The organism is Agrobacterium sp. 16-172Ci (assembly GCF_053522725.1).
In genome coordinates, this window is sequence record NZ_JBNWBW010000027.1 from 52,578 (window position 1) to 73,833 (window position 21,256).

The 21,256-nt window shown below is 58.7% G+C and carries 18 protein-coding genes; 12 read left to right on the forward strand and 6 right to left on the reverse strand.

Annotated features, from left to right (window positions below):
• Nucleotides 1–23: 23 nt before the first annotated feature.
• From ACQZ40_RS20825 to ACQZ40_RS20835, 3 genes are all read right to left on the reverse strand, one after another.
• A complete protein-coding gene (locus ACQZ40_RS20825; RefSeq protein ID WP_174000847.1) occupies nt 24–3,533 on the reverse strand; it encodes a DEAD/DEAH box helicase in 3,510 nt (1,169 codons plus the stop codon).
• Nucleotides 3,520–4,302, reverse strand: coding sequence for a HamA C-terminal domain-containing protein (locus tag ACQZ40_RS20830; RefSeq protein WP_174000846.1), 783 nt, complete (start codon nt 4,300–4,302; stop codon nt 3,520–3,522). The genes ACQZ40_RS20825 and ACQZ40_RS20830 overlap by 14 nt, the downstream gene beginning before the upstream one ends.
• A 419-nt stretch (nt 4,303–4,721) precedes the next feature.
• Nucleotides 4,722–5,861, reverse strand: coding sequence for an RHE_PE00001 family protein (locus ACQZ40_RS20835; protein ID WP_174000845.1), 1,140 nt, complete (start codon nt 5,859–5,861; stop codon nt 4,722–4,724).
• 189 nt (nt 5,862–6,050) lie between these two features.
• Between ACQZ40_RS20835 and ACQZ40_RS20840 the strand changes: the two genes are divergently transcribed.
• The 4 genes from ACQZ40_RS20840 to ACQZ40_RS20855 all read left to right on the forward strand — a co-directional run bounded on the left by ACQZ40_RS20840 (nt 6,051) and on the right by ACQZ40_RS20855 (nt 10,111).
• A complete protein-coding gene (locus ACQZ40_RS20840; RefSeq protein ID WP_174000843.1) occupies nt 6,051–7,199 on the forward strand; it encodes a tyrosine-type recombinase/integrase in 1,149 nt (382 codons plus the stop codon).
• A 199-nt stretch (nt 7,200–7,398) separates the two neighbouring features.
• The gene (locus tag ACQZ40_RS20845; RefSeq protein WP_174000842.1) at nt 7,399–8,334 is read left to right on the forward strand and encodes a hypothetical protein; all 936 of its coding nucleotides are present in this window, start codon (nt 7,399–7,401) and stop codon (nt 8,332–8,334) included.
• Between the two features lie 110 nt (nt 8,335–8,444).
• Entirely contained in the window at nt 8,445–9,245 is an 801-nt protein-coding gene (locus ACQZ40_RS20850) for a DUF2971 domain-containing protein (RefSeq protein ID WP_174000841.1), read from the forward strand.
• An 86-nt stretch (nt 9,246–9,331) separates the two neighbouring features.
• Nucleotides 9,332–10,111: a DUF3800 domain-containing protein gene (locus tag ACQZ40_RS20855; protein ID WP_174000840.1), complete on the forward strand. Its 780-nt coding sequence runs from the start codon at nt 9,332–9,334 to the stop codon at nt 10,109–10,111.
• A 131-nt stretch (nt 10,112–10,242) separates the two neighbouring features.
• On the opposite strand, the gene repC is transcribed toward ACQZ40_RS20855, so the two are convergent.
• The 3 genes from repC to repA form a co-directional block, all read right to left on the reverse strand.
• Nucleotides 10,243–11,454 carry a plasmid replication protein RepC gene (gene repC / locus ACQZ40_RS20860; protein WP_174000839.1) on the reverse strand — a complete coding sequence of 404 codons (1,212 nt, stop codon included), beginning with the start codon at nt 11,452–11,454 and terminating at the stop codon, nt 10,243–10,245.
• Nucleotides 11,455–11,620: 166 nt separating this feature from the next.
• A complete protein-coding gene (gene repB / locus ACQZ40_RS20865; RefSeq protein ID WP_174000838.1) occupies nt 11,621–12,625 on the reverse strand; it encodes a plasmid partitioning protein RepB in 1,005 nt (334 codons plus the stop codon).
• Nucleotides 12,626–12,728: 103 nt separating this feature from the next.
• Nucleotides 12,729–13,937, reverse strand: a complete 1,209-nt coding sequence (gene repA / locus ACQZ40_RS20870; protein ID WP_174000837.1) for a plasmid partitioning protein RepA — start codon at nt 13,935–13,937, stop codon at nt 12,729–12,731.
• A gap of 357 nt (nt 13,938–14,294) precedes the next feature.
• Here repA and traI point away from each other — a divergent pair, with 357 nt between their 5' ends.
• From traI to trbL, 8 genes are read left to right on the forward strand one after another with little or no spacing between them, the layout of a single operon-like run.
• Nucleotides 14,295–14,933, forward strand: a complete 639-nt coding sequence (gene traI, locus ACQZ40_RS20875) for an acyl-homoserine-lactone synthase (RefSeq protein ID WP_174000836.1) — start codon at nt 14,295–14,297, stop codon at nt 14,931–14,933.
• Entirely contained in the window at nt 14,930–15,901 is a 972-nt protein-coding gene (trbB, locus tag ACQZ40_RS20880) for a P-type conjugative transfer ATPase TrbB (protein ID WP_174000835.1), read from the forward strand. The genes traI and trbB overlap by 4 nt, the downstream gene beginning before the upstream one ends.
• Nucleotides 15,891–16,301, forward strand: a complete 411-nt coding sequence (trbC, locus tag ACQZ40_RS20885) for a conjugal transfer pilin TrbC (RefSeq protein ID WP_174000834.1) — start codon at nt 15,891–15,893, stop codon at nt 16,299–16,301. Before trbB ends, trbC begins: the two co-directional genes overlap by 11 nt.
• Nucleotides 16,294–16,593, forward strand: coding sequence for a conjugal transfer protein TrbD (locus ACQZ40_RS20890; protein WP_174000833.1), 300 nt, complete (start codon nt 16,294–16,296; stop codon nt 16,591–16,593). The genes trbC and ACQZ40_RS20890 overlap by 8 nt, the downstream gene beginning before the upstream one ends.
• 11 nt (nt 16,594–16,604) lie before the next feature.
• Entirely contained in the window at nt 16,605–19,067 is a 2,463-nt protein-coding gene (locus ACQZ40_RS20895) for a conjugal transfer protein TrbE (protein WP_174000832.1), read from the forward strand.
• Complete coding sequence (gene trbJ, locus ACQZ40_RS20900) at nt 19,039–19,848, forward strand: P-type conjugative transfer protein TrbJ (RefSeq protein ID WP_174000831.1); 810 nt, start codon at nt 19,039–19,041, stop codon at nt 19,846–19,848. The genes ACQZ40_RS20895 and trbJ overlap by 29 nt, the downstream gene beginning before the upstream one ends.
• The gene (gene trbK, locus ACQZ40_RS20905) at nt 19,845–20,072 is read left to right on the forward strand and encodes an entry exclusion protein TrbK (RefSeq protein ID WP_174000830.1); all 228 of its coding nucleotides are present in this window, start codon (nt 19,845–19,847) and stop codon (nt 20,070–20,072) included. Before trbJ ends, trbK begins: the two co-directional genes overlap by 4 nt.
• Complete coding sequence (gene trbL, locus ACQZ40_RS20910; protein WP_174000829.1) at nt 20,066–21,253, forward strand: P-type conjugative transfer protein TrbL; 1,188 nt, start codon at nt 20,066–20,068, stop codon at nt 21,251–21,253. The genes trbK and trbL overlap by 7 nt, the downstream gene beginning before the upstream one ends.
• Nucleotides 21,254–21,256: the final 3 nt, after the last annotated feature.

A 21,256-nucleotide genomic window follows, 5' to 3' on the forward strand; every position in this document is an offset into this window, starting at 1 on the left:
GCACGACCTGATGACCGACCTCATCAGGTATCCGCCTTTGGCCAGCGTAATTTGCCTCGACCGATACGCAAGGCCTCCACCAGCCTCGTGTCCCCCGACAACCGGCCTGAAAATAGACTGGGCTTGGGATCGACCGCTGGCTTCCTAAAGGCAGCGATATGCCGATAGTCAGGTGTGGCCAACCAGGTTCGCCCGTCACCCTCGTCGGTGACTATCCGATAGAGGCCAGCAGGCGGGGCCACCTCGATATCAAGCAGACGACTGTAGTGTTCGACCGACCACTTTTGGATGCCGCCACTGAGTGCTTCCGTTCGAAAACGCGCCCAAAGAGCGGCCGTGTCAGGAGTCGGCCAGTTGCCGGCGTCGGTATAGGCGGTGATCTCGTCGGATTCGAGCCAGGCTCGCATCTCGGCCGGACTAACAAAGGCCGGCTTCGCGTCCTCGATCGCCTCCATCGCCGCGCGCCGCGATGGGAGTCCCGCGCGGATAAGTATCGACATCATGAGTTGCGGAACGCCAGTTTCAACGGATGCTGCAGCGCCCCCGGCTACCGTTTCCGGCAACCACCCGAGCGACATGCGGCGGGTACGCACAGCCTCGAGTGCCCAGACCAATCGATAGATGAACGCCTCCTCCACGGCGCGCATATTCTGTGGTCCCATCGTGGAAACATCCTCGCCAGCCACCCAACTGCGCAGGATCACCGTCCAGTTCGCATGAAGCGCATTCGCCTTGCTCGGAATGAAGGGCCGCATGAAAAGCAGACGCTCACCGAGGCCGCTGAGGGCATCGACAAGCACGTCAATATCGCCGGCCAGCGCTGCGCCATCGGCCCGGTCAAGGAGCTCGGCCAGCACATCAGCCATTGCATCGATTGCAAGACCGGCCTCCAGTCCAACACCCATGGCAAAATGACCACGCCTTGCAGGCGCCGTCGTGGTCTTCCAGATTAGCCTGGCACGCGCCTCCAACACCATTTTATGGAGCGGAGCGACGTCCTCGTCCTCGCGGGCGATCTGCCGGGCCCAGAGCGATCCTTTGAGAGCATCATCCAGGAGTTTCGGCAGGTCGGCGCTATCTGAGTCAAGCGCTTCTATCAGGCCAAATACGGTCGCATCGAGACGTTCAACGATCTGAGAAAGCGGCTCTTCTTCAATAGACTCCTCCTGCTCGGCATCATCGTCGTCACTATCGATGTCAGTCACATCAGCATCATTTTGTCTCGACGCAGCCAAGCGCTCTGCCAAAGAAGCTTCCTCCCCTGGCGATCTCCAGGCTTCACGGGCGTTGGCGAGATATTCCCAGGCATCTTTGCGATCGAGAATTCCTTCCCGCGAAAGTCGCTCCAGAATCTCGGCGACGATTTGGATGAGACCGCTCTTGAGCGTACGGGCTTTGGCTGAAGCAACGAGCTTTCGCCATTCCCTCTTTCGCCAATCGACCCTGTCGAACATTACGTGGACAATGAGCCCTTCGACATCCACGAAGGCGCGGCCCGCGCGGCCGGCGACATTCGCAAACTCCTCTCCCTGGATCTTTTCTGACGCCCGATACAACGTGGGCACCAGTAGCACAGCGGCGTTCAGGTTAAGTCCTTGCGACAACGTCGGTGATGCGATGATCACCTTTAGCGTTCCCTCGGAAAGCAACGATTCCAGCTCACGCAGGAATGGACTTGGAAGCCGACCGTGGTGAATGGCAACGCCCACTTTCAGGCAGGCAACTGCGGGATGTTCCTCGCCGAGCCATTCCTTTCCGATCTCCAGGGCGCGGACGATCGACCCTTCATCTTCCAGAAGGGACTGAAGATAGCCGCGCTTGCAGAGGTCGACGACCTGTTTGCCGTAGCTCTCGACCCAATTCGCTTGAGTGGAAAAGATCAAAGTCCGCTTGCCTTGGCCTGCGAACTCCCACGCTGCAAACAGAGTGAGATGCGAGTTCTGGCGGGGGTAAGAATTTTTCTCCCTCCCTAGTGGGGGCTTTTCGACAACAAATTTGTCGACAAAGGGGCCGCTCTCATCAAGGTCTAGCCGAAGCAGCGCGTCCTTACCCCGCCAGGTTAGTGCGCCGAACCGCTGACGCGTGGGGCGCCAGTCGGACCGAACCGGCCCGCCCGGTTCGTCCGAGCGGATCCACGCGGTCAAGTCGTCGAGTTCGTCGCCACTCGGCAATATAGCGGAAAGACATACAATTCGGCGGTCGCCCGCGTCCGCACGTCGAAGCAGACGCTGTACCAACGTTTCGTACCGGATTTCGCGCTCGCTCGGGCCGATCATATGTCCTTCATCCAGGACGATTAGGCCGACGTCATCGATGAGCGAAGGGTCGCTTCTCAGCGCAAAGTCGAGCTTCTCGGGCGTGGCGATGATGATCTCGCGGGTTCGCAAGGCATCCTCGTCACCAGCGGAAACACCGCTTGCGCCATAGAGCGAAGAGACGCTGAACCCGAGCGGCGCGAAAGTCTTTCTGAAAGAGCGTTCGGTCTGCGCGGAGAGGGCGCGCAGCGGTGTGACGATCAGCACCCGGCGGGCCGACGACAAGGTCATCAGTGCTGCGATCTCCGCAACACGCGTCTTGCCGGCACTAGTCGGTAAGGCGACGACGAGATCGTCGGTAACGTCAGTGGAACGCCGGGCCGCTTCGCGTTGCGATGGCCATAGCTCCACCTCGGATGTCTTGCGGGCGTAGAGCGACGAGATGAACAGCCGCCGCAGATCCGGGTATCTTTCCTCCGTTCCGTCCGGAGGCTCGGTCGGTAGGTTCTGGTGTAGCGAGTGCTGCCAGAGGTCATCGATCAGGTGGAGACAGAGGTTCGAAATCCACCACAGGGGGACGTTCTCGGCGTTGTCCGCAAGACTGACTGCGGTCCGCAGCAATGCACGTGCATCCTCGATCGGCTCGGGTTCACCTGTCTCGAGCGCGAAATCAAAATGTGCGAGAGCGCGACAGATCGTCGTGTTGAGTATGGTCGACAGAACCTCATCGATGTCGGGTTCTTCGCCGCGAAGCACCTCGGCAATCTGCTCATCTCCATGGGCGGCATCATTCAGCCAATCACGGACGAAAGCACGCATTTCGCCGAGATCGCGCAGGATTAGGTGCCTGATCGCCGCCTCGCCCGGCGATACATTGAGGTCCTCCGCGGTCTCGTTGAAGAGCGAATAGGCGACGGCCGAGAAACCGGCAAGGTGATAGGTTGCGGCAGCCAGCATCCGGCGGAAACCGCGATCGGCCGCCCCCGGATCGCCGTTGCGTATGAGGGCTTCGAAGGCGTTGGCGGCACGTTCAAACGCCTTGCTAGTCAATTCCGAGGGGCCAGCTTGAGCGCGTAGCGCCATCGCACCTCGAAGCAGGGCAAAGGCGTGCTCTGCAAGATCGGTCTCGATTGTCACGCCGAGCGGCGGCGCATTGGGCGGCAGGACACCTTCCTCGCGCATCAGTGACCAGGCGGCGCCGCGATAGAGGAGGCGCCCAAGAATGCCGTCGACAGTTGCGGCTTCCAGAAAAGTGGTCAGCTCGTCAATCGTCTCCAAGATCTTCCGCCTCCTGGTACATCGCCTTGATGAAGTCTTGGTGATCTTCGACGTGAATATTCACCACGTAGTGGTCTCGGTTGGTTCCCGCAGCTTGGAGGTCGTCCTTCAGCGAAGCGTGCGGACCATTGCCCGAGACAGTGAAGAGCATGTGGTCGATGCGATCGGCGCGGAGAGACTTCAATCCCACCTCGTCGCGGAGGCTTCGGCCCAATGCATTGTCGTCCAGGTCGTTGCTGTCGAGCAGGCGATTGGCGACGAACAGCAGAGAATCGGGCGTACAGCGCCCGTTGTCACGGTCGAGCACCTTGCGGGCGCTCGTGACGGTAGCCTTCCCAAGCCTCTCATTGCTCTTGGCCTCGCCTTTCAGGAGCCAGAGCTTTTCGCCAGCCCCGTCGTAACCAGCGCCTATAAAGTCATCGCCGCGCATGGCCATGTTGCGGCCATCCTTGTAGCGAAGACGGCGTACAGGAACGCGCAGGCCGATCTCTTCTTCCACCAACTCCGTCGCAAGAATTTCGCCAAGATCGCCAGAACGGCCCTTTGGCGTTTGAGGCATTGCCTCGCTAAGGATGGTGGCAGCAACATTGTAGCCGAGCCGCTTTACGTCGTCGGCAATGCGTTCGAGGCGGTCGTAGTGCGAGCGGATGGTCTCGGCGAGGTCGTCTCGAATATCGTCTCGGCCTCCATCCTTCTCGATGTAGGCCCAGTAACGCTTGCGCTTATCCTTTTCTCTGGTGGCATCGCACCATCGTTCGTAGAGCCCCACGCATTCCCCCGAGTTAATTCCGACGTGGCCAGGCTGATATCAGAATCATGTATATCAATGATTGTATATAGACTTCCGCCAACCTCACGAAAACTGCACAGTCACTCACGCTTTTCGTCCGAAATGGGCGCGAACGGTCCTTCCAACTTCGAAGGGCAGGAGACCGTTCTGTGGCCTCGGGACCGAGACGCATATCTTTTACGTCTTCACCAACCCGCTTCGTCGCTAACGATCGGAACCTGCGACCTGAGGAGGCACTCCTCACGGTTGAGCCAAGTTCCTTCTTAGCGTGGGGCAGATCGAAAAGCGTCGCGAACCCGGCGTGGGACAGAAACTCCCTCGTGGTGAAATAGGTCGAGGAAACCTCGGGCGTTGGTTGATAGCCCGAAAACGACCGAAGCGCGCCGATCGTCTCGCGACTAGACAATCCCCCATGCTCGAAACCTCCCCCTCCCCGTTATCTCGCGCAAGCCCAGCTCCAAAACAATCCGCCGCGCCGCCTGCGGCGTCACCTCGAGCGCCTTCGCCACCATCCCGGCCGACACGAGCGGTTTCGCCATCACTAATTCAACCAGCTCCGGCAGCTTTGACGACGTCCGTCGCCCCTCGAGCTTCCGCTCCATCATTGTTCGCGCAAGCGCCAGCCGGTCATGCTCTTTCAACCCGAGCTCGGCCGCCGCGATCAGGCCGTGAGCAATCGCGAGCAGCCGGGTTTCGCGATCGCGATGCCGGCGCCGATCGACGGGAATGCTTTTCACGCCGAGATTGATGGCAGCAAGATGCGCTCCCGAGGTGACACCGGCCTGGCGCAGGATCGAGGCAGCCAGCAGCCGGCCGAGCCAGGGCGCGTGTTGCAGGACGGATAGCTCGTTCCAGGCATCGAGGGCGACGATGGCCTGCAGCATAGCCGGCAGGTTTTCGGCCTGCCGCAACACAGCACGCCATTCCTCCAGCCGCGCGTCCTCGTCCCAGTCGAGATCGTAGATCATCGGATCTTTTTCCTGGTCGCCACTCCGACCGGGCCGTGTTGCGTTCTCGATCGCCGCCTCCGATCGGGCGAGAACGGCATCGATGGCGGCATAGTCGATGCCGGATAGATTTTCCACGTCATCACCATCGTCCCCATCCCCTTCCCTATCGATGGCGACCGCGGGCCGAACGACGTCGGCTGGCTTTACTGCTTCAACGCTGACCGGATTGATGTCCGACGTCTGTCGCAACGTTCGGATACCCTCTGTGGATAACGCCCAATCTGGCGACTGCGCAGCGATGCGCCGGCGGGTGCGCAAGACGTCACGCGCGATTGTCAGTTCGTGGGTGGGTGTGCGAATATCGCGGGTAGCGTCGTGCAGGACGAGGTCCTCGAGATGGACGAGTTCGCCGTCGATCCACAACGAGGCGCAGGCATCGGCAAAATGGGATCGTTCGATCCATCCCTGGCCGACCGGTGAACGGGCGATACGTTCGTCCAGCCGCGTGAGGGCGACACCGGCGTCGAAGGCCGGCCGCATCAAGGTGGATATGCTGATTTTCGGGAGATCATAAGCCATTGAAATCATGGTAAATGATTTGCTAAACGAACTCTAGATCGATATTGCGGTTCTTCACATGGTATGATTGGTGGACGGGGTTATAACCATCGATAACCATCGTTTATCGATGGTAGTTGATCTGAAGTCGCAAATCAGAAAGAATCGCAGCAGATCACGGTCCTAGCGGCCGGTAAAACCCGCAATTTTGGAGCGTCCGTGGTGAAAGCCAAGACATCAATGACCATTGTCGAGCGACGCGCCGAGGAACTCGACACCATTGCCGCCGTGCTGCCGCTCGAACGCCGCGACGAGCTCGCCGAGCTGCTGACCGACCAGGACGTCGAAACGCTGCGCCACTTGGTCAACCAGGGCATGGGTGACAACACTCTGCGGGCACTGACCTCGGATCTCGCCTATCTCGAAGCCTGGGGCCTAGCGACCACCGGCCGGTCCCTGCCCTGGCCAGCGCCCGAGGCGCTGCTTCTGAAATTCGTGGCGCAGCATCTATGGGATCCGGAAAAGCGAATGATCGATCCAGATCACGGCATGCCGGCGGACATCGCAGAGAACCTGCGGCAGCAAGGCTTTCTCAAATCCACCGGCCCACATGCGCCGGCAACCGTGCGCCGCCGCCTGGCCAACTGGTCGACGCTGACAAAATGGCGCGGGCTCGACGGCGCCTTCACCTCCCCTGCCCTCAAGTCGTCGATTCGGCTCGCCGTGCGCGCTGTCCCCCGGACGCGTCGTCGCAAGAGCGCCAAGGCCGTCACTGGCGACGTGCTGGCCAAACTGCTGGCGACCTGCGCCACCGACAGTCTGCGCGATCTGCGCGACCGGGCGATCCTGATGGTCGCGTTTGCGTCCGGGGGACGTCGGCGCAGCGAGGTCGCCGGGCTGCGGCGCGAGCAACTGACCGTCGAGCCGCCGATTCCGGTCGAAGGGGAAAGCCCCCTCCCCTCTCTTGCCATCCATCTCGGCCGCACCAAGACCACCTCCGGCGAGCAGGACGACGTCGTCTATCTGACGGGTCGGCCGGTGGAAGCGTTGAACGCCTGGATGACAGCCGCCAGGATCGAAAGCGGTAGCGTGTTCCGAGCGATCGGGCGCTGGGGAACGGTGTCGCGGCGGGCGATCGATCCGCAGTCGGTCAATGCGATCCTCAAGCAGCGGGCGGCAATGGCCGGGTTGGAGCCTGGGGAGTTTTCTGCACATGGGCTTCGGTCGGGTTATCTGACGGAGGCTGCCAATCGCGGCATCCCCCTCCCCGAGGCGATGGAGCAGTCATGCCACAGGTCTGTGCAGCAGGCTTCCAGCTACTATAACAACGCCACGCGTAGAAGTGGGCGTGCAGCTCGGATGCTCTGACGGGCGATTGGAGCACAATGCCTTCCGGACCGCCACAAAATTTTGATGGATCGGCAGTATTTTCGCCCACCCTCGGATCGGTCGTGGATCAGTTTTTTGTCGCTGTGGCTAAGCTAACGCTTTACTCAGGCTCATTTACGATTGTTGAAGAGGCAAAGGCGTCATAGAAGTTCGACGTTAACTCAACTCGGCGGCACAAGTGGCGATAATCAATATACCCACCGCGGATCATTTCGAGCAGGCTGCAAAGACCGCGTTCTTTGCCGGATGGAATGATCTCCTGCACTTGATCAGCGATTTCGAACTGCATCGCGAGCGAGAGCCACACGCAGCCGACGACTGGGATGATGAGCGAAAGCGCTACTACGCGCACTGCAAAGTCGAGCTCGAGAAAGTCTGTTCCTGGGCCGGCCAGGCTACAGAGCTTGCCCTAAAAGCAAAAATCTGCGCGGTGAGTCCCTACTTGCTCCTTCTCGGAACGGATCAAAGGTTCAAAGCAGCTGGCGGCGATATCGACTTCACTGACCTGCGGACCCTCGATGCGACCGATCTTCTCACCACGGTGAACACCGTATGTTCCACCGCGATGTCTCCCGAGTTTACGGAGCGGTTCAATCGCCTTCGCCAATGGCGGAACAAGATCGTTCACCAAGGAACATCAAACGCCGTATTCGAACCAAAGCAGATGGCCGAGCTGCTAGCGCGCCAGTACGCCGAGTTGTGGCCAAAAAAACGGTTCCTCAGTGACTGGATGGCCTACATTTCAGGAACGCGGTTTTCGTTCTTTCACGACGGTGACTGGTCCACGCCTCACATGGAGCTCGCAGAGATGCTGGACTATTTCTATGAGACTCTGGGCAGCGGTCAGATTGAAGCGCTTACCGGGCGCAAGAAAGGCGGTAGGCGATATGTCTGCCACGAATGCTTTTATGAAGGCTCACTCGCACAGGGAGCGGTAGACGAAAGTGAATTCAGGACAGCTTACCTGAAGTCAACGAGCACGCTGTGTTGCCTGCTTTGTGGCAACGATTATCCCGTTGCGAGAAACGATTGCGAGCACTGCGAAGGCAATGTGATGAGTACGTCACCCGAGCACGATGGTAAGTGCCACTCTTGCGGCGCGGATCCTGTATAAGTCATGCAATTTCTAGCGAATTTCTACTCGTCGGCATGCAGGTTATCTGCCACTCATTTATGCCTACCGTTATATATATCTAGCTAAATTCGATGCGAAAGGCAGGTCTGGTGATACTCTACAAGTACATGCCGTTTTCAACAGGCCAATCTGTCTTGCGAGACAGTACCATTCTCTTCAGCCGGCCAGAGCATTTCAACGATCCTTTTGATCTGCCCTCTTATCCGGAAGAACCTTCGTCCGATCCGGCATCTGGTTTGTTCTCGAACATACCCGCGATGGTAAAAAACAAAGCATGGGCGGAAAACAGTGGTGTTCTTTCGCTTACGCGAACGCCGGTCAACGCGCTGATGTGGGCTCACTACGCCGAGCATCATCATGGTGTCGTCTTAGGCATCGACGCTGCGAAAGCTGGTTTCACAAATGTAGCTTCTAACTTCATCCCGGCTCAGTTTGGTAGCGTCGTGTATGCCTCGCGACGAGAAGTGTCGGAATTCGCCACCCGCCCCGAGACCGGCCTGGCGGTAGGTGCTACGCACTACTTTCCAGCTGATCACTTTGAAAAGCTGCAACGAGTATTTCTTCGCAAGCCACTTTACTGGTCATACGAGGAAGAGGTGCGAGTTATAAAATGTCTAAGGGGAACATCCGCCCCCATCAGCACGACAGAAAGCGGAACATTTGACGTTGTTACGACGCCGTCCCGGACTTTGCATTTATATAAATTGCCGCCAGGATCCATCGTCGAACTCTATGTTGGAATTAGAGCCGATCTTGCTCAAGCTGAGGCACTCGTTAGTCACGCCCGGCAAGAGCACCCACAACTCAAGGCCTTCGAATGTACGCTCGACACCAGCACTTTAAGCGTTGGGTTTGAGGACTACAGCTCCATCATTTCGCACCCCGATTGATGCGTAACCAACGTCCAGGAAGGTAGCAATCACACCAATCTTCAAGCCCTTGCTCTTCCTGCAAGAGCAAACTTGTCTGGAGACCCATGATTCAGGTTTACATTGACGATAGTGGAAAATCGGACCAATCCCCCGTTCTGGTTCTCGCTGGATATCTCGCATCCGACGAGAAATGGCAGTTGTTCGATGCAAGGTGGAATACCATCTTGACGCTCCATGGGATGACCAATTTTCATGCTGTCGACGTATGGCGGTTAGGGTATTCGTCCGGCGTAAAGAGCCCCTTGGTCCGCAGCAGCGTCTTTGTTCAATTGCTCAATTGCATCACTCAACATGTCGAGCATGCATTTGCTGTCTCTATCCCACTCGAGAGCCACGAGCATTGGTTTGCACCCAAGCAGTTTCCGGAACATCCCGAGCTGCGTGTCTACAACATGGCATTCTACGGCCTGCTGACGCAGATCCATCAGCACATGTTCAAACGTCGTTTCGACAAAAGCCTCGAGATTACGTTCGATGAGCAGGGCGGAGAATCAGCTGCTAGAATCCTTGGAGGAATGGATGAATTCGCGCGTCTGGCGGCTGGAGGTTTTCCCGGTTTAAATGTTGCTACCCCCAAGTTTATGAGTGACGACGAATGCCCAGGTCTGCAGGCTGCTGATCTGCTGGCATGGCTCTTGCGGCGCGACGCGCTTAACGCATATCGCCAGATAGACCGGACCGAAACAGCTGAAGCGTTGATGTTAGGCGAGGCGCTTTCTGTGCCTCATTCCATCAAGATCTGGACTGACGACGACCTTCGTCGCGCCGCGACCGACGTCCTGAACAGACTTCGCTCATCAATGCCTGATGCGCCATCGACATAATTACCCGCACTGATCTTCTATCCTTGGTGGTCTGTCCTCCAAGTCAATTAATTCAATGCTTTAGAGTGTTGTCAGCTGACGACAAAGCCTTCAGCCCCATAGTCAGCCACCTACGCGATGCCGAGATAACCTCACGCTCGCATTGTGCCGCGTGAATTTACTTTCAGGAGCGCCATTAACATCGGACCGAGCGAAAACTCACCGCGACGCGTTCTTGATGTGAGGTTGCGGAGATATCCGCCAGCCGAATTGATGTGCCCCGCTCGCTCGAGTATCGCTGCCATGGCAACCGCAGCGTTTTCGGCCCCCATCGCCTCACAAGCATCCTGATAGGCCGACGCGCTCACCCCCAAACTCGAGCGGACAACCACCGCGGCCGACATGAGGTCTCTCCAATTGCGGATTTCACCTCCCGGCCCATAGGACTCTATCTCCGGGCATGCCCGCATAACCAAGCCAATTGGAAAAGCTTTTAGCGTTTCGGATTGACGGCTGAGATTTTCCACCGCCGTTTCGCCCTGCCCCATTTCGGAGCTTGGTTCAAGTTCAGTTATAGATTCGGTATTTGAATTCTGTATGTGCCGACGGATACCGCTATCATTGGTGTCGGATTCTTGCGAAAAAACTTGGCATTCCAGTATGTTGAGAATGCCTTCACGCAAAAGTGACAGTTCGTCCAAGATTGCTTCGAAATCCGTTCTCGATTTGGCTGTCCGCAGCCTCGCTACCGCCGCGATATAGGCGGCGTCGATCGTCGCCCAGTCGCCAGCCGCGCCGTCTTCGATCGCAGCAGTGATGAGCTTTCGAACATCCCTGCGGGCGATAGTCGTGCGTTCTTTGACGACCTTCAGACGTCGGGCGTCTTCGGCAACCTGTTGCGCCATGAGTGCGAATTCTTCCGACCTGGCAAGTAGGGGGCTAAGACTGAACCCATAAGCTGTCTCGACAGCACCGTCCTTGGCACGCCTCACGTAACGCTTGCCATTTGGGCTGTCGTTGCGATTGATCAACCCTGCATCTACCAGCACAGCTAGGTTCTCTCTCAGGGTCGTGCCGGCGATACCGTTTGCTCGAGCGATCAACTGGGCATTAGACGGAAAGACGACAAGGTTTTCGTCGTGGTTGAGTTCCGTCTCGGGATAAAATGACAGGAGGGCGTTGAGTACGGCAAGCGCACGATCGCGCAAGCCAAGAAGTGTTCGCGCATCGCAAACGTCACGGTACACTTTCCACTTATCCGCAGACTTTCCCTCGCGGATCTCAGATACCTTGAATTGGGCCCTGACCAACGCAAGCGTCATCGGCCGCCGCCCGAAGGGCGTCGTTACACTTCCATTTTGCATTTTTCTTTCACCTTTCGATCGGCAAAAGAAATCCGCTCACCAAAACGGTGCCAAAGACTCTTGACTGGGATTCATGGAAATGCGATTCTCAGGCTGCTTAGACCAATGAGAGAGGCTTCCACGACGGCAACGTTTGGGGGCCTTTTTCTTTTGCGGTTTCTTCCTTCTAACTTTCGGATCCGGACGCGCTCTGTCGGAAGTTCTCGTAAAGATCGGGAATCCGATCCATCACGAACTTGGCAAATGCCTCGTCTCGATCTCTATCAATTTGGATCTTGCAAACCTTACCTGTGACAGCAAGTGTGGCGATCTCGGACCCATCCGCAGACTTTGCGATAAGGGCATGGGGTTTCACGGAAACCGGCTTATCGATCGCCTTAATGGCGCGAAGCACTGCGATAAAGCGATCATCAGACGTCTTGTGGCCGAAAGAACTGTCCCTCATTGCTTTGCGCGCTTTGGTTTCCGCGCCTTCGCTCTTCAGCACGTCGACAAGCTCTTGCCACCGAGGTCGACCAATTTTCGGAGCTCTTCCTATCGCTTCGCTTAGCCATGTTGGAACCGCGCGGCCTACGTTGATGAGCTTCGATGCCTCTTGACGATCAACTGAGAGAGCGGTCTGAATGAGTGTCCGATCGAAGCCACCGTCTTCGAGTTTGAGAGCGAACATCGAGCGCTCAATGAAGGTAAGGTCCTCGCGAGCGGAGTTTTCGATGCCCTGTGCAAGAACGAGGCGGTCGTCCCCTAGCTCGCGGACGTAAGCTTTTACCTTGATGCCGAGTTCGCTGGCAGCCCGCACACGGCGATGACCGTAGGCAATCTGATAGCGGCCGGTCTCCGTCGGATGATCGCGAACGAGGACAGGTATTTCCTGGCCGTTCTCCAGGAACGAGGTTTTGAGTGCTTCGACAGCGGAGGGATCCTGATCCGCAAAACGATCAGAGAAAGGAGAGGGGTCAATGAGTGAGGGATCCAGCTCGATAGGCAGAGCGCCTTCCGCAACCCGCTGCTTGAGTTCCTCGTAATCTCTCTCAACTTCCGAGAAGGTGTCTTTCAAGGACCGCACCGCGCCCGACGCTACACGCTGCATCGGTTGGCGGGTCTCGGCCGTGGGCACCACATCCGGCCCAGCAGCGAAAAGATTGCGAACTGATTGAGTTCGTTTGCTCATCTTTGGTCTCTCCGATAAAAACGCTGCCCATGCAGAGGCAATAACGTCGTGTCGTCAGCTGACACCAAGCTAAACGATTGATTCTTTTGACTGTGGAGCATGATCACCTGCCCCAAACGTCATTGATTAAGCTGACAGCTTCATGGTTCACGGCACTGATCGATTCCATGGCGCGATCGTAAGTCGACCGACCTACAGCACCACGCGAAAGCTCGTAGAGCGATTGTTTGGTCAAACCGGCATTGGCGATTGCAGTCGATTTCCAGGCTGCAGCAGTCATTACATCAGTTCCGAATACGTCGCGAAGCAGACCGACAATTTCCTGTTCAGGGACGTCTCGCGGATCGTGGCGAGTAACAAGGAACCTAAGGAAATCATAATCGAGCTTACCGCCCGCTTCCTCGATGACGGATACAAGATCGGACGTCATGAGAAGAAACTGGCTCATGGACGCGACGTCCACCATCTGTGGGTGAACGGTAACAATCATACCCGTCGCGGCATTGAGAGCCCCCATGGTTAGAAAGCCGAGCTGAGGAGGGCAGTCGATGACGACGATATCGTATTCATCTTCAACCTGATCGATTGCGCTCGCAACACGCCTGAAGAACAGATCTTCCGGCCGACCTCGGTTCTGAAGCATGAAGCGAGGCGTCTGATGCTCGAACTCCATCAGTTCGAGATTGCCAGGGACAACGCTGATGCCAGTGAAGTAGGTCGACCGGATGACATCCTTCATCGGCACCCGCTGGTCGTCATATCTGATTGCGCCATAGATGGTGGCATTCTCGGCAACATCAAACTCGGGCTGATACCCGAACATCGCGGAAAGCGATGCCTGAGGATCGAGATCGATTGCGAGAACCCTGTAACCTTGCAGCGCCAAACCCTGTGCGAGATAAAGTGAGGTGGTGGTTTTGGCCGATCCACCCTTGAAGTTTGCGACGGTTATGATCTGAAGTTTGTCACCTTCACGACGACGTGGCCAAAATCGCCCAGCCTCTTTCGGACGCGCGTCGGCGAGGTATCGCCGCAGCTCGTTAATCTGCTCCAACGTATAGGAGCGCCGTCCTCCCGAGCCAATATCCGGCGCCGGGCCGAGGCCATCCAGCGACAGTTGGCGCAGGTACCCATCAGACACGCCAACTATCTCGGCAACCTCGCCAGAAGTGAATGAGCGAAGCGACTTCTGCGCTGTCGGCGGAAAGGCGCGCTCACCGACCGCACGAAGTCGCGCAGATAGCGCTTCGGCGCGCTGCGTGATATGTGCAGAGGTTGCTGCTCTACTGATGTGCCTGTCGATCACGTTCACTTTAGCCTCAGGTTCAAGACGGTTTGCAAGCGTCAGACGCGCTTATGCCGTCTCAAGATAGCGCACGATTCTAACAATGCTGCAAGAGAATTAGAGTTAACAAGAAGTTAACGTAATTTTCTGAAGCTTCGGCGTGGGTCAGAATTCTCAATATCTATCCGCAGGTTAGGCCGATTCTCGGCATGATTTCTATTCCTTGAGTTCTGCAGATCTGCAGACAGAATCCTGTGGCTTTGCCAGGCTTGGGCAACCGAAGGCGTGTTTCCAAGCCGACTCAGCTCTCTGCAGATCTGCAGATAGCCAGCCGCATTTTGAGATGATCTTTGTCCCGCATGTCCACATCGTGCGGAGAGCAAAATGCAGATTCTGAGCGTTTCCCCGGATCGCTACGCCGATCGTTCAAATCTCCTGAAACAGATGCACTGCTTGCGCGCCGCAGTCTTCCGCGAACGTCTTGAGTGGGATGTCACGATTACTGAGGCAGGAGAACGGGACGAGTACGACGATCTCGACCCGACTTACATACTTGCGGCCACTGATGACGAAAGGGTCGTCGGCTGCGCGCGCCTGCTGCCGGCTCTGGGGCCGACCATGCTGGAGCAGACATTCCCGCAATTGCTGGCATCGGGTTCGCTCACCACGTCGGCCAGCGTGGTCGAGAGCTCGCGCTTTTGCGTCGATACGTCATTGGCTGCGGCAAGGGGAGGGGGCCAACTCCATCTCGCGACGCTCACAATGTTTGCCGGGATCATCGAGTGGTCGATGGCAAACGGCTACGACGAGATCGTCACGGCCACCGACCTGCGCTTCGAGCGTATCCTGAACCGGGCCGGATGGCCGATGAGGCGGCTTGGCGAACCCGTGGCAATCGGAAACACGGTGGCCATCGCCGGAACACTGCCGGCCGACCGGGTTAGCTTCGAGCGGGTCTGCCCACCGGACTACCACTCGATCATCGCCGAATATCACGGTCGCGAGATCCGGAGCGCTGCGTGACCCAACTTCGCTCTCATCCTCGTCTGGTTCGTAAACTGCAGGACGCCCTCGGCGACCAACTCTGCATCGCGCTCGATGATGCGACCGTGGTCGAGATCATGCTCAATCCGGACGGAAAGCTGTTCATCGAACGGCTGGGGCACGGCGTAGCACCGGCCGGCGCAATGAGCACTGCCGCAGCCGAAGTCGTCATCGGCAGCGTTGCGCATGCCCTGCAATCGGAGGCCGACGACGAACGACCGATCATCTCTGGTGAACTGCCGATTGGCGGACACCGCTTCGAGGGGCTGTTGCCACCGGTGGTCGCCGGACCGGCATTCACGATCCGCCGTCGTGCTTCGCGTCTCATTCCACTGACAGAGTACGTGAAGTCGAAGGTGATGACTGATGCCCAGGCATCTGCCATTCGAAGCGCGATCGATGCGCGGATGAATATCATCATCTCCGGGGGCACCGGGTCCGGAAAAACGACGCTTGCCAACGCCATCATCGCCGAGATCGTGGCGGCGGCCCCGGACGATCGGATGGTTATCCTCGAAGACACCGCCGAAATCCAGTGCGCGGCAGAAAACGCAGTTTCGCTTCACACCAGCGATACCATCGACATGGCTCGTTTACTGAAAAGCACCATGCGGCTGCGGCCGGACCGCATCATCGTCGGCGAGGTCCGCGACGGCGCAGCGCTCACGCTCCTGAAGGCCTGGAACACCGGTCATCCCGGCGGGGTCACTACCATCCATTCCAACACCGCCATGTCGGCGCTGCGGCGGCTTGAGCAACTCACCGCCGAGGCCAGCCAGCAACCGATGCAGGAGGTCATCGGAGAGGCCGTCGATCTCGTCGTCTCTATCGAGCGAACGGGAAAGGGGAGGCGGGTCCGTGAGGTGATCCACATCGAAGGATACCGCAACGGCCGCTACCAGACCGAACACTATGCCCATATCGATGAGGACAGCCATGTCGCGTAAAATCTCTATTCTTCTCACCGGCACGACGCTTTTCGCCATTTCTATCGGGTTTAGTGATTCCGCATTCGCTTCCTCGGGCGGAGGCGGCCTTCCCTGGGAATCGCCGCTGCAACAGATCCAGCAATCGATCACCGGACCTGTCGCCGGGTTTATCGCGCTAGCCGCTGTCGCCATCGCCGGCGCCATGCTGATCTTCGGAGGCGAGCTGAATGATTTCGCGCGTCGCCTTTGCTATGTCGCCCTGGTCGGCGGCGTACTGCTCGGCGCGACACAGATCGTCGCTCTGTTCGGCGCAACTGGTGCCTCGATCGGCGAGGTACACGCCGACGCAGATGTTGCTCCAGCCTTTCCTGCGGCTGTGATGACGCCGTCAGCAGTAGGGGAGGGGGCTCGTGGCTGAAGCCGGCTCAAACCTCATTCGATCGCGAGTGCACAGGGCACTCTCGCGTCCCAACCTTTTGATGGGCGCCGATCGCGAGCTTGTCCTTGTGACGGCGCTGGCTGCCGCCATCCTGATCTTCGTGGTTCTGACCTGGTATGCGGCGCTGTTCGGCGTTGCGATCTGGCTGGTCGCGGTCGCAGCCCTTCGTATGATGGCCAAGGCCGACCCGCTGATGCGAAGAGTCTATATCCGTCATATCTCCTACAAAACCTTCTACCGCGCGACGTCTTCGCCGTGGCGCAGGTATTGAGGGAGCACTGCATGGTTGCCCTCAAATCCTTCCGCCATTCCGGACCATCCTTTGCCGATCTCGTTCCCTATGCCGGGTTGGTCGATAACGGCGTCCTTCTCCTGAAGGACGGCTCGCTGATGGCGGGCTGGTACTTTGCCGGACCCGATAGCGAAAGCTCGACCGGTGCTGAGCGGAACGAGGTGTCGCGGCAGATCAATGCAATCCTGTCGCGCCTCGGTTCCGGCTGGATGATCCAGGTCGAGGCTGTCCGAGTGCCGACGGGAGATTATCCGACGGAGGAGGCCAGCCATTTCACCGATCCGGTGACCCGCGCCATCGATGCGGAGCGGCGGGCACATTTCCAGAAGGAGAGGGGGCATTACGAAAGCCGGCATGCCCTGGTCCTGACCTGGCGTCCACCGGAGCCGAGGCGGTCCGGATTGACGCGCTATGTCTATTCCGACGTTGGCAGCCGGTCCGCCACCTATGCCGACAAGGCGCTCGAAACCTTTCTGACGTCGATCCGGGAGGTCGAACAGTATCTTGCCAATGTCGTTTCGATCCGACGGATGATGACACGCGAAACGCCGGAGCGCGGCGGTCATCGTGTCGCCCGCTACGACGAACTCTTCCAGTTCATCCGCTTTTGCATCACCGGGGAAAATCATCCAGTGCGCCTGCCAGAGATCCCAATGTATCTCGACTGGCTGGTCACGGCCGAGCTGCAGCACGGCCTGACGCCACTTGTCGAGAACCGGTTTCTTGGCGTGGTGGCGATCGACGGCCTGCCCGCCGAAAGCTGGCCGGGGATACTCAACAGTCTCGACCTGATGCCGCTCACCTATCGCTGGTCTTCCCGCTTCATATTCCTTGACGCCGAGGAGGCACGCGGAAGGCTCGAGCGTACCCGCAAGAAGTGGCAGCAGAAGGTCAGGCCATTCTTCGACCAGCTTTTCCAGACACAGAGCCGCTCGGTCGATCAGGACGCCATGATGATGGTGGCGGAAACCGAAGACGCCATCGCCGAAGCCTCGTCGCAGCTCGTCGCCTATGGTTATTACACACCGGTCATCGTTCTCTTTGTTGAGGACCAGCAAAGCCTGCAGGAGAAGTGTGAGGCAGTCCGGCGCCTGATCCAGGCCGAAGGTTTTGGTGCCCGCATCGAGACAATCAACGCGACCGATGCATTTCTTGGCAGCCTGCCGGGCGTATCCTATGCCAATATCCGTGAGCCGCTGATCAACACGCGCAATCTCGCCGACCTGATCCCGCTTAATTCTATCTGGTCCGGAAGCCCGGTCGCACCTTGCCCATTCTATCCGGCCGCATCGCCGCCGCTGATGCAGGTCGCCAGCGGATCAACTCCCTTCCGGCTGAACCTGCATGTCGACGATGTCGGCCACACTCTGATCTTCGGTCCGACGGGGTCGGGCAAATCAACGCTGCTCTCATTGATCGCAGCCCAGTTCCGACGCTACGCCGGTGCGCAGATCTTCGCGTTCGACAAGGGTGGCTCGATGCTGCCGCTGACGCTGGGGCTCGGCGGCGATCATTATCAGATCGGCGGCGATGCTCAGGAAGCGGGGGAGGGAAGGCCACTCTCTTTCTGCCCGCTGGCCGAGCTCTCGACCGAGGGCGATCGTGCGTTCGCCTCCGAGTGGATCGAGATGCTGGTGGCACTGCAGGGCGTGACGATCACTCCGGACTACCGCAATGCCATTTCACGGCAGGTCGGCCTGATGGCCGAATCCCGCGGCCGCTCGCTCTCGGACTTTGTCTCGGGTGTCCAAATGCGGGAGATCAAGGACGCCCTGCATCACTACACCGTCGATGGTCCGATGGGGCAGCTGCTCGACGCCGAAGAAGACGGGCTGGCTCTCGGCGCCTTCCAATGCTTCGAGATCGAGGAACTGATGAATATGGGCGAGCGCAACCTTGTGCCCGTTCTGACCTATCTTTTCCGACGCATTGAAAAACGCCTGACCGGTGTACCCAGCCTCATCATTCTTGACGAGGCCTGGCTGATGCTCGGCCACCCGGTGTTCCGCGACAAGATCAGGGAATGGCTGAAGGTACTGCGCAAGGCCAATTGCGCCGTGGTGCTGGCCACCCAGTCAATCTCTGATGCCGAGCGGTCAGGCATCATTGATGTGCTGAAGGAGAGCTGCCCGACCAAGATCTGCCTCCCGAACGGTGCTGCGCGGGAGCCGGGCACGCGCGAGTTCTACGAGCGCATCGGCTTCAACGAGCGGCAGATCGAGATCGTCGCGACCGCGATCCCGAAGCGGGACTATTACGTCGTGTCGCCCGAGGGTCGACGTCTGTTTGACATGGCGCTTGGGCCGGTGGCGCTCTCCTTTGTCGGAGCGTCCGGAAAGGAAGACCTCAAGCGCATCCGCGCCCTGCATCATGAATATGGGGCCGCCTGGCCTCTTCATTGGCTTCAGCAAAGGGGGATCGCCCATGCCCACACGCTCTTCCCAACCGAATAGGATATGGCACGCTGCGCTCGGTGTGTTCCTCACGCTCTCGTCCGCTTTCCCGCTTCCAGCTGAGGCCGGTGGCGTGACGGGTCAGGCAACCGAATGGACACAGCTTGCCAACAATACCGAACTGATCTCGCTCGTCGGCAAGTCCGCTGAGCAGGTGAACAACCAGATCACACAGATCTCGCAGCTGGCCGAGCAGATCCAGAACCAGCTCAACATCTACAAGAACATGCTACAGAACACCGCGCAGCTTCCGAACCATGTCTGGGGTCAGGTCGAAAGCGATCTGAAGAACCTCCAGACCATCGTCAACCAGGGCCAGGGCGTCGCCTTCTCCATGGGCAATGTCGACGATGTCCTCAAGCAGCGCTTTCAGAGCTTTGCCCAGATAAAGAGCAACCTGCCTGACGGCGCGAGCTTCTCCACGACTTATCAGAGCTGGTCCGACACCAATCGCGACACGATCGCCGGCACACTGAAGGCCGCCAACCTCACGGCCGATCAGTTCTCCAGCGAGGAGAGCACGATGTCGCAGCTCAGATCAATTTCGGAATCGTCCGACGGCCAGATGAAGGCGCTGCAGGTCGGGCACGAGATTGCCGCCCAGCAGGTCGCGCAGATGCAGAAACTGCGCGGTCTGGTGTCCCAGCAGATGACGATGATGGGGACCTGGTACCAGTCCGAACAGGCGCAAAAGGATCTGGCACAGGCGCGGCGCGAACAATTTTTCAGTGGGACCGAGCGCGATATCAGGGGCGGCCAAACGATGGAGCCACGCTGGTGAGTTTTCGTCTGATCGTCATTATCGCCCTTGTAGCAGTAGTCTCCGCGGCGGGTGCAAGCGTCGTAACCTCGGTCTTGCTTCGGCCGGAGCCAGTTTTGCGATCTGGCGCGATAGCGAAAGGTTCTCCCTCCGATGAAGACCGGCGCCGACATCGTGATGAGTTCTTCGGTGGAGACGCCAACCGCGACATCCGCGGCGGCCAGGAGATGAAGCCACGATGGTAGCTGTTCCTTCTTCCCGCACGCTCGAACGGATGTTCATCGCGATCTCAGTCGTCCTGCTGGCGACCACGCCGGCGTTGGCACAACAGGGCCAAGTCCTGACCACCCTTGAAAATTCCGTCGTCACCGCTGCCAAGGGCTGGGAGACGACGGTGATGAATGCAGCCCGCTCGTTGTTCTGGATCCTCGCCGGCATCGAGGTCGGGATCGCCGCCGTATGGCTGGCGATCAACGCCGCCTCGCTCGACAGCTGGTTCGCCGAACTCGTCAAGCGCATCATGTTCATCGGGCTCTTCGCCTTCATCCTCGACAGGGGGCCGGAGTTTGCCAAGGCCGTGGTCGACAGTCTCTACCAGATCGGCGCCGGTGGCGGATCGGCATCTCCCGCCAACATCTTCGATGCCGGCATTCGTGTCGCAACGAAGATGTCGGAACAGGCCAAGTTCGGTCTCTGGGAGGATAACGCGCTGGCGATCGCCGCCGTCTTCGCCATGGTCGTGGTCGTCGTGTCATTCTCGCTGGTTGCTGCGATCTTCGTCGCGGTGATGGTCGAGATGTATGTCGGCCTGCTCGCCGGCATGATCATGCTCGGGCTGGGTGGCTCGTCCCACACCAAGGATTTTGCGATCAAGTATCTGGTCTATGCCTTTTCCGTTGGCATGAAGCTGATGGCCTTGGTGATGATCGCAAAGATCGGCTCGGACATCCTTCTTGGTCTTGCCGAAGCTCCCACCGCCACATCGGAACAGTTCATCACCACGTTGGCGATTGCCGGCATCTCTGTCGTCGTCTTCGTGATCGCCATGTATGTGCCACCCATCTTGCAGGGCGTGGTTCAGGGCGCATCGGTCGGCGGCGGAATGGAGGCCATCCGCCACGGCGGGCAGGCGGCATCCGCGGCGCTCGGCGCCGGATTTCTAACGATCGGCGCGGCAAACAGAGGGTTTGGAGCCGCCAGTGCTGCGAGGGCAGGAGGCTCGTCTCTGGCCAGTGCTGCGCTACGGCGCATGCAGGCGGGGGTTGGCGGGGCGGCCGGTGCGGTCGGCTCCGCAGCGAAAGAAAAAGCGATCGGTTCGCCCGGCGCCTATGCCGGATCGATGCTCGGCCTTGCCAACGCAAAGCTCGATCAGCAGCCCGGCCGGCCTGGCACACCTCCTCCACCACCGCCGATCAATGACAAGTGACGG